Source organism: Pseudomonas sp. SDO52101_S400, assembly GCF_054071635.1.
In genome coordinates this window covers 1-11,997 of record NZ_JBSVWF010000097.1, presented here as the reverse complement: position 1 = coordinate 11,997, position 11,997 = coordinate 1, and the positions used below count along the sequence as shown (strand labels likewise).

10 protein-coding genes and 1 pseudogene are annotated in these 11,997 nt (G+C 59.3%); 8 read left to right on the top strand and 3 right to left on the bottom strand.

Annotation, left to right across the window (positions count from 1 at the left end; all coding sequences use genetic code 11):
* Positions 1–662: pseudogene (locus tag ACW9HX_RS27975) on the top strand (Ig-like domain-containing protein); the annotation flags it as partial.
* 134 nt (positions 663–796) lie between these two features.
* Here the strand turns inward: ACW9HX_RS27975 and ACW9HX_RS27970 are convergent.
* The gene (locus ACW9HX_RS27970; RefSeq protein WP_457383068.1) at positions 797–1,696 is read right to left on the bottom strand and encodes a LysR family transcriptional regulator; all 900 of its coding nucleotides are present in this window, start codon (positions 1,694–1,696) and stop codon (positions 797–799) included.
* Positions 1,697–1,795: 99 nt separating this feature from the next.
* Between ACW9HX_RS27970 and ACW9HX_RS27965 the strand changes: the two genes are divergently transcribed.
* The 3 genes from ACW9HX_RS27965 to ACW9HX_RS27955 all read left to right on the top strand — a co-directional run bounded on the left by ACW9HX_RS27965 (position 1,796) and on the right by ACW9HX_RS27955 (position 3,781).
* Positions 1,796–2,500, top strand: a complete 705-nt coding sequence (locus ACW9HX_RS27965; protein ID WP_457383067.1) for an SDR family oxidoreductase — start codon at positions 1,796–1,798, stop codon at positions 2,498–2,500.
* Positions 2,497–2,859, top strand: coding sequence for a hypothetical protein (locus ACW9HX_RS27960; RefSeq protein ID WP_457383066.1), 363 nt, complete (start codon positions 2,497–2,499; stop codon positions 2,857–2,859). Before ACW9HX_RS27965 ends, ACW9HX_RS27960 begins: the two co-directional genes overlap by 4 nt.
* 550 nt (positions 2,860–3,409) lie before the next feature.
* Complete coding sequence (locus ACW9HX_RS27955; protein ID WP_457383065.1) at positions 3,410–3,781, top strand: DUF6124 family protein; 372 nt, start codon at positions 3,410–3,412, stop codon at positions 3,779–3,781.
* A 63-nt stretch (positions 3,782–3,844) separates the two neighbouring features.
* Here ACW9HX_RS27955 and ACW9HX_RS27950 read toward each other — a convergent pair whose 3' ends face one another.
* Positions 3,845–5,155, bottom strand: coding sequence for an MFS transporter (locus ACW9HX_RS27950; RefSeq protein ID WP_457383064.1), 1,311 nt, complete (start codon positions 5,153–5,155; stop codon positions 3,845–3,847).
* A gap of 171 nt (positions 5,156–5,326) precedes the next feature.
* Here ACW9HX_RS27950 and ACW9HX_RS27945 point away from each other — a divergent pair, with 171 nt between their 5' ends.
* The 3 genes from ACW9HX_RS27945 to ACW9HX_RS27935 all read left to right on the top strand — a co-directional run bounded on the left by ACW9HX_RS27945 (position 5,327) and on the right by ACW9HX_RS27935 (position 9,698).
* On the top strand, positions 5,327–6,448 hold the full coding sequence (locus ACW9HX_RS27945) for a sugar diacid recognition domain-containing protein (protein WP_457383063.1): 1,122 nt from the start codon (positions 5,327–5,329) through the stop codon (positions 6,446–6,448).
* A gap of 260 nt (positions 6,449–6,708) precedes the next feature.
* Positions 6,709–7,848 (top strand): glycerate kinase, encoded by a 1,140-nt coding sequence (locus ACW9HX_RS27940; RefSeq protein ID WP_457383062.1) that lies wholly within the window; start codon positions 6,709–6,711, stop codon positions 7,846–7,848.
* A gap of 224 nt (positions 7,849–8,072) precedes the next feature.
* Entirely contained in the window at positions 8,073–9,698 is a 1,626-nt protein-coding gene (locus ACW9HX_RS27935; protein ID WP_457383061.1) for a methyl-accepting chemotaxis protein, read from the top strand.
* Between the two features lie 69 nt (positions 9,699–9,767).
* On the opposite strand, the gene ACW9HX_RS27930 is transcribed toward ACW9HX_RS27935, so the two are convergent.
* Positions 9,768–10,499: a hypothetical protein gene (locus ACW9HX_RS27930; RefSeq protein WP_457383060.1), complete on the bottom strand. Its 732-nt coding sequence runs from the start codon at positions 10,497–10,499 to the stop codon at positions 9,768–9,770.
* A 231-nt stretch (positions 10,500–10,730) separates the two neighbouring features.
* Here ACW9HX_RS27930 and ACW9HX_RS27925 point away from each other — a divergent pair, with 231 nt between their 5' ends.
* Positions 10,731–11,918, top strand: a complete 1,188-nt coding sequence (locus tag ACW9HX_RS27925) for a pyridoxal phosphate-dependent aminotransferase (RefSeq protein ID WP_457383059.1) — start codon at positions 10,731–10,733, stop codon at positions 11,916–11,918.
* Positions 11,919–11,997 lie beyond the last annotated feature (79 nt).

The window sequence follows — 11,997 nt, the reverse complement described above, 5'->3', positions numbered from 1 at the left end:
AAGTCACAGTCGGAACGGATTACAAGTGGCAAAGCAAGTTCATATCGATAGCGGTCGGATCACACCGTTTTACCGTGAAGGAAAAAACCGGGAATCAATTTGAGTCCGATCCTTGGGAGATCGAGCGGTTGGCGTTCTATATTGTTCCGACCATGATGAGGCTGGACGGGTTTTCGGTGAAGATTCCGGGATGGCCGAAAACCGGGTTGGAATCGATTGGCAACACGGGTGTTCGGGTTGCGAGCGGTGGTGTTCCGCCGTATGACTATGCCTCCTCTAGCCCGAACAATGTACCCGTGACCCAAGCAGGTAAAGTCACCGGGCTCAAGAACGATACCGCCACCATCTATGTTACGGATCAGGAAGGTACAACCGTGACTTATCTGGTGGCAGTCACCAACGTGCATGAATTGCATATAAGTCCTACGCCACTTCGTGTCGAAGACTCGGTTAAGTGGATGAACTCTTTGGGGGGTGTGACAACGTTTAACAGTGAGTTTATAAGAAATATGTTGCGTGTCTATGAGGTTCCCGTTCGTGATTACTTTGTTTGGTCCTGCATCTTTGATGGAGCTTATGGTAGAGCAATCGATGCAAATAACGGGTTTCGCAAGATTATTACCAGTGATCCTTGGATATCATGGTGCCTTAAGCCAATCTGATGCCTATTACGTAAGCGAAATATGGCAGTCAAGATTTTTACTGGTATCCGTTCAATCCTTGAAAACCCTTGGGTTGAACGGCCAACCTAATAATCCTGAGGCATCACCAGCGTTGTAATTGCTTTTTAACTTTTTCAGTCACAAAGTCTTTCGCAGCGTTCGCGCAGAAAAGCCTGCAACACCTTCACCCGTTCCGACACCTGCACTCGATGCGGGCACAGCAGATTGAACGGTACGCTCTCACCGTGCCAATCATCGAACAGCGTCACAAGCCGCCCGGCGCGCACGTCTTCCGCCACGTCGAGCCAGGCCTTGTAGGCAATGCCGTGCCCGGCGAGTGCCCAGCGGCGGGCGACTTCGCCGTCGTCGCTGAGGTAGTCGCCGCGTACTTCGACCTCGACCGTTTCGCCGTCGCGATGGAAACGCCAGGTGTTGTAAGGCCTGCCGTTGCGCAGGTAGAGCAGGGCGCTGTGCTCGCTCAATTCGGCAGGGTTTTGCGGAGTGCCGTGACGCGCCAGATAGTCGGGGCTGGCGCAGGCCACCCGGCGATGTTCCGGCAGAATCGGCAATGCCACCAGCGTCGAGTCACTCGGCACACCGAAGCGCAGTGCCACGTCCACCGTCTCGCGAAACAGATCCGCATGCCGGTCGTTGAGCAACAATTGCAGCTGAATGTGCGGGTGATCGCGTTTGAAATCGTCCAGCCACGGCAGCAACACATTGCGCCCGAAATCCGACGGCGCCGCCAGTTGCAGCATGCCGCTCAGGCCTTCGGTCTGTTGCTTCAGCGCTTGCTCACCCTCGGCCAGTGTGGCCAGCGCCAGGCGCACGCTTTCCAGATAGCGCCGGCCTTCTTCGGTCAGGCGCATGCTGCGGGTCGAGCGGGCGAAGAGGCGGATGCCAAGGCGGGTTTCCAGGCGTTTCAGCGCGATGCTGGCGGCGGCCGGCGTCAGCTCCAGCGCTCGGGCGGCGGCGGAAATGCTCCCGGAGTCGGCGGTACGGACGAAGATCTCAAGATCGAGAATCGAGCTCATTGCTAAAAATCCTTTAAAGATCCTTCCGATTTACCGGGATTTTTCTTCGATTGGCAACCGGAGAAGATGCAATCTCCTCAAGCCCACCGGAGAACTCCCATGAAACCACTCGACAACCAGACTGTTGTGGTGATCGGCGGCAGCAGCGGCATTGGCGCCGCCGTCGCGTCGAACGCCGCTGAACGTGGCGCCCTTGTTTATTCGGTCGGACGCCGTGTTGAAACGTCCGAAACCCATGACGGTATCCGCCACGAATCCGCCGATGTCACTGATGACGCTTCGCTGCATCAATTGTTCGAGCGCATCGGTGCCTTCGATCATCTGGTGATCACCGCCGGGCCGAGCGTCAGCGCCAAACCGTTGGCCGACAGTGATCTGCTCCAGGCACAGCAAGCGTTCGACGTGAAATTCTGGGGCACCTTGCGCGCCATTCAAGCGGCGCTGCCGTACCTGAGCGAGCGGGGCAGCATCACCCTGACGTCGGGGTTGCTGTCGCGCAAATTCGTCGCCGGGCAATTTATCAAGACCACGTTGAATGCCGCGTTGGAAGCTCTGGCCAAACAACTGGCCAAGGAGCTGGCGCCGCGCCGGGTCAACGTCATCAGCCCCGGCGTGACCGACACTGAAGCGTACGCCGGCATGGACGAAAGCCAGCGCACCGCGATGTTTGCTCGTACTTCGGCGGCATTGCCGGTGGGCCGGGTCGGGACTCCGCAGGACTTGGCCGCCGCGTTTATGCTGGTCATGGAAAATGGCTTTATCAGCGGCAGCATCATCGACGTCGACGGAGGTGGATTGTTATGACCTGGCACTTCGATCACCTGGCGTTCAATGCGCCGGACGGGCAGCCGATTCAGGAGGTCTTCAATGCGCTGCTGGGATTGGCGCCGGGACGTCGGCCGCCGTTTCCGTTTCCCGGACGCTGGTTGTATCAGGATGGGCAGGCGTTGGTACATGTGATTGAGCAGCCTGCGCTGGATGAGGCAGCGTTGAGTCATCTTGCGTTTCGTACGGATGAAGACGCGGCGGTGGTTTTGAAGCGGGTGCAGGGCAGTGGGTTGCCGTATCAGGTGGCGCAAGTGCCGGAGGATGGGGGCTGGCAGATTTTTGTGCAGATGCCGGGCGGGGTGGTTCTTGAGCTGGACGCGAAATCGGAGCCTTAGAATCAAGGGCTCCCTCACCCCAGCCCTCTCCCGGAGGGAGAGGGAGCCGACCGAGGTGTTATCACGAGGTACATCGACCTGAAACATCGAGTCGAACTCCGGCTTTGAAATGCACCGAGATCGGCTCCCTTTCCCCCTCGCCCCCTTGGGGGAGAGGGCTGGGGTGAGGGGGGGGGGACGTTCTCAGTCACATCGCAGTGTTTAAGCCTAGTGTTTAAAGGACACGTTCAGACACGCACCCCCAGGCTACACAACCTTGCGCCGTTGCCTACGACTAAGCCAGAATCCGCCGGCTTGTGCGCTTAAGGGCCGGGTTTTATCGTTGTTCCGTCGCTGAAAAGAACAGCGATCGGGTTTGGTAGCCTGGGTCTTTAAGTGCAGAGTGCTCCATTTTGTAGAGTCTTTTGTCTCTGTTTTATGGTGGTCATTCGCAGGGCACCTTCGGGTGCGCCGTTTCTCCTAAGGCCCGGTCTACCAACCTGCGTCTGGCCACCACCATCGTTTGGTAGCGAGAGTGGTGGCTCCATATAAGTGCCTTAGGAGTTTCACCATGATCAAACCAACACCCAACCCACCCGAAACCGACACCACCTCGCCGTACGAAACCCTCGATTCCAAGAAATTCCACGAAGCTGCCGAACGCGCCCTCGATCACTACCTCAATCCGTTCCACCCCAGAAAGCCGCTGCTCAAACCCAACACCCGCTACCTCATCGCCCCCGGCATCGACAGCGAAGAACTGCTGGCCGACGCCTGCGAAACCCTGACCTCGGCCAAAACCATGGCCAGCGATTTCGCCGGGATGATCGATGCGCCGCAGCGGCATGTGTTGCTGGGCATTGGGCAGTTGATCATGCTGGCGGAACTGGCGGTGAATCGGGTGCTGGACAATCTGGACACGGCGGCTGAAGCCCGGCCCTGACCGATCGTAGAGCACCAATAAAAAACGGCCCGAAATGGGCCGTTTTTGTGTGCCTGCCAATAATCAGGCCCGCAACGTGCGCGTCATCCGCAACGCCAGCAGACTCCCGCCAACAATCACCCCCGCCAGCAGATACAAAGCCGCATCGGTCGACCCGGTGCTGTCCTTGACCCAACCGACGAGGTAAGGGCTGAGGAACCCGGCCATCTGCCCCATCGAGTTGATCAACGCCAGACCACCCGCCGCAGCGCCCGCGCTCAGCATGGCAGTCGGCACCGGCCAGAACATCGGCAAACCGGTCAGCGCACCCATGGTCGCAATGGTCAGACCGAGGATCGCAATCGCCGGGTTGGCCGCGAAGTTCACCGCGATCAGCAGGCCGACAGCGCCCATCAACATCGGCACCACCAAATGCCAGCGGCGTTCTTTACGCAAATCCGCAGAACGCCCGACCACCAGCATGAATACCGCGGCCAGCAGATACGGAATCGCGCTCAGCCAGCCAATCACCAGGTTGTCGCTGAAGCCGAGGTTCTTGATGATCGACGGCAGCCAGAAGTTGATCGCGTACACGCCGCTCTGGATGCAGAAGTAGATCAGGCCGAAGGCCCAGATCGCCGGGTTCTTGAACACCGCGATCAGCGAATCGGACGTGGTTTTAGGCTTGTTCGCCAGGTCTTCGGCCTGATCGGCCTCCAGCACCGAACGCTCATGCGGGGTCAGCCACTTGGCAGTGGCGAAGTTGTCGCTCAACAGGAAGTAGGCGAGTGCGCCGAGGATCACAGTCGGAATACCTTGCAGCAGGAACATCCACTGCCACCCGGCCAAACCGCCCTGGCCCGCGGCGAAGTGATTCAGAATCCAGCCGGAAAACGGGCTGCCGAGCAGGCCGGACACCGGGATCGCCGACATGAACAGCGCCATGATCCGGCCACGGCGGAAGGTCGGGAACCACTGCGAGAGGTACAGCACAACGCCCGGGAAGAACCCGGCTTCGGCCGCACCGGTGAACAGGCGCAGGGTGTAGAACTGGGTCGGTGTGGTGACGAACAGCAGACACGTCGACAGCGTGCCCCAGGTGATCATCATCAGCGCGATCCAGCGCCGTGGGCCGAATTTGGTCAGGGCCAGGTTGCTCGGTACGCCGCACAGCACGTAGCCGATGAAGAAGATCCCGGCACCGAGGCCGTACACGGTCTCGCTGAATTTCAGCGCGTCGAGCATCTGCAGTTTGGCAAATCCAACGTTGACCCGGTCGAGGTAGTTGAACAGGTAGCAGATGAAGATGAAGGGGATCAAACGCAGGGTTACGCGTTTGTAAACGGCATTTTTATCGTCAGCGATGGTCTGGGCGGCAGCGGCGCTCTGCGACATGGCGGCTCTCTCTTTATTATGATTTTTTGCGATGCAAAGGGTAACGTTGATCGCCCTGAGAGTCTCGGCCACCTTTGGCCGGATTGTCTTTGTGCCTGAGCACAGGGTTTGCCGACAGACCCTGTGCGTGTGAACAACCGTCCGCGCCTGTTTTCAAGGATTCCAGCCCTTATGTTCGAACTCGATCACGACCTCGCCCAGGACATCGTCGACCGGGCCATGGCCATTTTGCCGTACAACGTCAACGTCATGGACAGCCAGGGGTTGATCCTCGGCAGTGGCGAGCCGGAGCGCATCAATACCCGTCATGAAGGCGCGCAACTGGTGCTGGCCAACGGCCGGGTGGTGGAGATCGACGCACAGACCGCCGTGCATCTGAAAGGGGTGCAGCCGGGGATCAACCTGCCGTTGCTGCTCGATCAACGGTTGATCGGCGTGCTGGGTATCACCGGCGAGCCGGAGCAATTGCGTACGTATGCCGAGCTGGTACGCATGACCGCTGAAATGCTGGTCGGTCAGCGCAATCAGCAATCCGAGCAGCAATGGCGTCGACAACGTTGCGATGATTTGCTCGCGCTGCTGTTGAGCGAAGCAGGGGATTCGCCGCGTTTGGTCGATGAAGCTCAGCAACTCGGGCTGAAACCGCAACTGACGCGGGTGCCATATCTGTTTGAATTGGGTCTGGAGCATGGGCCGGGGCAAACAGTCGAGGCGCTGAGTGCCTGGTTGATGACGCGCTATCCGGACAGTTGGTGCGTGAGTTCGGCCAAGTCGTCGCTGTTGTGGTGCCGGCCGGCGAGTCAGAACGTCGAGCATGACCGTCTGCTGGAAAAACTCGATGGTCTGGGCTGGAACATCCTGCGCATTGCGGTCGGCGGGCAGGCCGATGGGTTGGCCGGGCTGCGCCGTTGCTATCGGCGGGTCGGCGATTTGCTTGCCTATGGCCGCGAAGTTTTGCCGCGCTCACGGCTGCTGACTCTCAATCGCTATCGCTTGCCGGTGATGCTCTGGCGCCATCGCAACGATGATGCGCTGGATGAACTGCTCAAACCGTTGCGCAAAGTGATCGCCAAGGACAGCAACGGCCAGTTGCTCGCGACCCTGCGTAGCTGGTGCGATCACGACGGGCAGAGCCAGGCCTGTGCCGATGCCTTGGGGATTCACCGCAACAGTCTGCGTTACCGGATGGAGCGGATTGCCGAGTTGAGCGGGGTCGATCCGCTGAAGCTCGACGGCATGTTGGCGCTGTATCTCGGGGTGCAATTGCTGCCGCAGACTGAATCAACGGTATGAGGTGTTCTTGAGGGCGCCATCGCTGGCAAGTCGAATCGTCGCACCGCAGCTCCCACAGGATCATCGGTGTGCACAAAATTATGTGAACGACGCAGTCCCCTGTGGGAGCTGGCTTGCCAGCGATAGGGCCGGGACATTCAGCATCTATTCCAAACCTTTGTGAAAATGAACAATAAACGCCAATCCAACTTGTGCAGCGGACAGGCGTCAACGGGCAAGGCGACTGGCAGCATGAGGAGCATTGGAACTGGAGAATTCACATGAAAATCGTCATCGCCCCCGATTCGTTCAAGGACAGCCTGAGTGCCCAAGGCGTTGCAGAAGCCATTGCGTTGGGCCTGGCGCAGGTCTGGCCACAGGCGACGCTGGTCAAATGCCCGATGGCCGACGGTGGCGAAGGGACGGTGGAGTCGATTCTCGCCGCGTGCGAAGGCGAACTGCGCCGTATCCGCGTGCGTGGCCCGTTGGGCGCAGCAGTTGAAGCCGCATGGGGCTGGCTGCCGCACAACCACACCGCAATCATCGAAATGGCCGAGGCCAGCGGTCTGCAACTGGTGCCGCCGGGGCAACGTGACGCGTGCATCAGCAGCACTTACGGCACGGGAGAACTGATCCGCGCTGCGCTGGATGCCGGCGCACAACGAGTGATTCTGGCCATCGGCGGTAGCGCCACCAACGACGGCGGTGCCGGTGCGATGCAGGCGCTGGGCGTTAAATTGCTGGACGCTCAAGGGCAATCACTGGTGCCGGGCGGTCTGGCGTTGGCGCAACTCGCACGACTGGACCTGAGCGAACTCGACCCACGCCTGGCGCTAGTCCGTTTCGACATCGCCGCCGACGTCAACAATCCGCTGTGTGGCCCTCATGGTGCCTCGGCGATTTTCGGCCCGCAGAAGGGCGCATCCCCGGCGCAGGTGCAACAACTGGATCAGGCTCTTGGCCACTTTGCCGAACTCTGCGCGCAAGCGCTGGGCAAGGATGTTCGGGACGAGCCGGGCAGCGGTGCAGCGGGTGGACTGGGCTTTGCGGCCAAGGCGTTTCTCGGCGCACGGTTCCAGGCCGGGGTTGAAGTGGTCGCGGAACTGGTCGGGCTGGCCGATGCAGTAAAAGGTGCGGACCTGGTGATCACCGGGGAAGGGCGCTTCGATGCCCAGACCCTGCGCGGCAAAACCCCGTTCGGCGTGGCGCGGATCGCCAAGCAATACGGCGTTCCGGTGATCGTCATTGCCGGGACTTTGGGCGAGGGCTATCAGGCTCTTTACGATCACGGTATCGATGCAGCATTCGCCGTCACCAGCGGCCCGATGACCCTCGAACAAGCCTGCGCCGAAGCACCACGCCTGTTGCGCGAACGCGCCACCGATATTGCCCGCGTCTGGCGCATGGCGACTCCGGCCTGACCTGTCACCCATCATCTAAAACGTCGGGTGTTTCAATAGCGAAACACTCGCAATAATTAGAAAAATATTTGCTCTTTACCTGCAAAATTCCTCAAGCCTGGCCGATATAGAGATCAGGCGCGCACAAGACTTACACAATCAGTGACGCCGGACTGAAGCCCGCCCTCGCGGGCCAGTGAATACGGCATGGATGCTCTTAGCTTCGACTTTCCGAGAGCCTTCCTATGTCCTTGCGTAATCTGAATATCGCGCCCCGTGCCTTCCTCGGTTTTGCCTTTATTGCCCTGCTGGTGATCGTGCTCGGCGTGTTCGCCGTCAATCGCATGTCGATCATCCGTCAGGCGTCCGTCGAGATGCAGACCAACCAGTTGCCCAGCGTCGCCTACCTTGGCGTGGTGACGGAAAACGTATTGCGCCTGCGGATCCTGTCGTTCCGGATTCTGGTCAACCGTGACGCTGCCGGCCTGCAGGAAGCACAGACTCGCATTGGTGTGCTGGTGGACAAAGTGCGCAGCGCCCAGGCCGCTTACGCCGCGTTGCCGGCAGAGAGTGAGGAGCGTGCGCAATATCAGGCTTTCGCCACGACCCTGGACAACTACCTGCAAGCCCAGAACCAGATGATGGACTTGTCGCGTCAGGACAAGGTCGATGAGATGCGCACCCTGATCAACACGAAGATCAAGGACGGCACGGACCAGATGGGTGAGCAGCTCAACAAACTCATCGCGATCAATGCCGCCGGGGCAAAAGACGCCTCCATTCAGGCCGGCGAGCATTACGACAGTGCCGTTACCGGAATCGTCATCGTCGCGGTGATCGCCGCATTGGCCACGGTGTTGCTGGCCTGGTTGCTGACCCGCAGCATCGTCACTCCGCTCAACCGTGCCGTGGCGGCCGCGCAAACCATTGCCGGCGGCAACCTGACCAAAGTCATCGAAGTCGACGGCAAGGACGAACCGGCGCGCCTGCTTGAAGCGCTGGCCGCGATGCAGACCAACCTGCGCAAGACCATCGAGCAGATTGCCGGTTCCGCCACCCAACTGGGCGCCGCTGCCGAAGAACTCAGCGCTGTGACCGAAGAGGCCTCCCGTGGCCTGCAACAACAGAACGACGAAATCGAACAGGCCGCCACCGCCGTCAACGAAATGACCGCAGCGGTTGAAGAAGTCGCCCGCAACGCGGTGTCGACTTCCGAAGCCTCGAACCAGTCGACCCACGCCGCTCGTGAAGGTCGCGATCAGGTGGTGAAAACCGTCGATGCGATCCAGACCATGACCCAGGACGTGCAGAACACCGCACAGATGATCGAAGGCCTGGCTGCTCAGGGCCGCGACATCGGCAAAGTGCTGGACGTGATCCGCGCCATCGCCGAGCAGACCAATCTGCTGGCACTCAACGCCGCCATCGAAGCAGCCCGTGCCGGTGAAGCGGGGCGCGGTTTCGCCGTGGTGGCAGACGAAGTTCGCGCACTGGCCCATCGCACCGCGCAGTCAACTCAGGAAATCGAAAAAATGGTTGCCGGTATCCAGAATGGCACCGGCGAAGCGGTCGAATCGATGCAGCAAAGCAACCAGCGCACCCAGACCACTCTGGAAATGGCTCGCGCCGCCGGCGTTGCACTGGAGCAGATCACCCAATCGATTCACCAGATCAACGAGCGCAACCTGGTCATCGCCAGCGCTTCGGAAGAGCAGGCGCAGGTCTCCCGCGAGGTCGATCGCAACCTGGTCAACATCCGCGACCTGGCCACGCAATCGGCCGCCGGCGCGAATCAAACCAGCGCCGCTACCCACGAACTGTCGCGTCTGGCAGTAGATTTGAATGCGATGGTGGCGCGCTTCGTGATTTGAAAATCACGAAATAGCCTGAAGTGGGCTGAAACAGGTTATTGCTTCAGCCCATTTTGACAAATTTCTGACTCAAGGAAGGTGTACATCAACACTCACGAACGCCGAGAGCGAACCTATGTTTCCTGCGCGATCCGAAAGCCTGCAAAAAGCAAGCTTATTGCCGGAGCCATGCGCACGGATAATTTCGCCACTGAGCTTGATAACGGTAGGTGAGCTCGAGTCATGCACCGTTGTGATGATGGCAGGGGGGGCCGTAAGTGAACCAAAGTAAAATTCGATCCTGTCGCAGGTTCGTTGCTGTAAATACTGGGGAATGGTTACCAAAACTTCATCACCGTGATCATCCAGATACTTCTGTGTAATCCCGTGACTGATGACATCTGGTGGAAACACCGGAGCGGCTCCCGGGTTGCCATAGTTTGGAGCTGTTGTATCGATCGTTATAGGCGTGCCCGTTGATTGCCCTGCATTCCCGCCAATAATCACCCTGTATGAAACCTCGTGTTCGCCTTCCTGTTGCAGGTTTTGCTCAGGGATATGGGCTGGAAATGGGAAAAGCGCTGGATCAATAGGCGTTGTGAAATCATAGTTCGCCACCGGGTTCCCGTTCAATAACAGCGTCAACCTTACGGGCAAGCCTGGAGCAGGACCTGGATCCAGCCATCGCGCGATCAATACCCGCAGTGGCGATTGCAATGCACTTAATGGCAACAAGTTATCTTGACTGCCAGGAAAGTTTGCTAACGCATCGGGGATTTCAGGTGCGGCCAGTTCAAGAATCTTTTCATTAAGATTTGTCATTGTTTTAACGCTCTGTTGTGTTGATGAGAAGGGCCTGCGAATGTTTCCACGGGTTAATTAGGGGGGCGGTCTTGGAATCGGTCTACTGTCAACCCTGACAGGTAGGCAACTGATCGGTAATCGAGCACCGTACGAAATATTCTTGAAATTCATCCCAGGAACAAATCGGCTGGCGCGCTTTGTGATTTGACCTAGGGTGAAGGCTGGAGACCGCGCAATCAGGAGACGTACATGCGCTATTCAGCCTTGACCCAACGAATCGCCGGGGAGGGAGCAGCGGCCTGGCGGATTCACGACCGAGCGCTGGAGTTACGCGCCGAAGGCGTCGATGTCTTGCTGCTGTCCGTTGGCGATCCGGATTTCGATACACCACTGCCGATCATCCACGGTGCCATCGACAGCCTGTTGGCGGGCGATACCCATTATTCCGAAGTGCGTGGCCGGTTGGAGCTGCGCAAGCGGATTGCCGAGCGCCATCGGCGGCGCAGCGGCCAGGACGTCGACGCCGACCATGTGATCGTGCTGCCCGGCGCGCAATGCGCGGTGTATTCGGTGGCGCAATGTCTGCTGGATCCGGGTGATGAAGTGATTGTCGCCGAACCGATGTACGTGACCTATGAAGGCGTGTTCGGTGCCTGCGGCGCTACCGTGGTGCCAGTGCCGGTGCGTCCGGAAAACGGTTTTCGTGTCGATCCGATAGACGTCGCGGCGCGGATCACGTCCAGGACACGAGCCATGCTGCTCAACAGTCCCAACAATCCGTCCGGCGCCAGTCTGTCACTGCTGATCTGGCAGGAGCTGGCGGCGCTGTGCATTCGTCATGACTTGTGGCTGATCAGCGATGAGGTCTACAGCGATTTGTTGTACGAAGGTGAGCACGTCAGCCCGGCGAGCTTGCCGGGCATGGCCGAGCGCACGGCGACCATCAACAGCCTGTCCAAATCCCACGCCATGACCGGTTGGCGCATCGGCTGGATGATCGGGCCGAAACCGTTGGCGGAGCATTTGGTGAACCTGTCGTTGAGCATGCTGTTCGGTCTGCCGGACTTTGTGCAGAAAGCCGCGCAGGTGGCTCTGGAGAAGGACTTGCCGGAAGTGACGCAGATGCGCGAAGAATACCGGTTGCGACGGGATCTGGTGTGCGAGCGCTTGCGCGGCTGTCCGGGTTTGTACCCGATCAGACCGGATGGCGGAATGTTTGTGATGGTGGATGTGCGCCAGACTGGATTCGCCGCGCAGGATTTTGCCGAACGCTTGCTGGAAGGCTATGGCGTTTCAGTGCTGGCCGGCGAGGCGTTCGGGCCGAGTGCGGCGGGGCATATCCGCATCGGGTTGGTGGTGGACCGGGTGAAGCTGGCGGATGCGTGTTCAAGGATTGCCCTTTGTGCTGCGCAGCTTCTCCAAGTGCGCAGTGCCTGAAGGTTCTGCGTTGCCTTTACTGGCCCTTTCGCGAGCAGGCTCGCTCCCACAGTGTTCTGCGGTTTACACAAGACCTGTG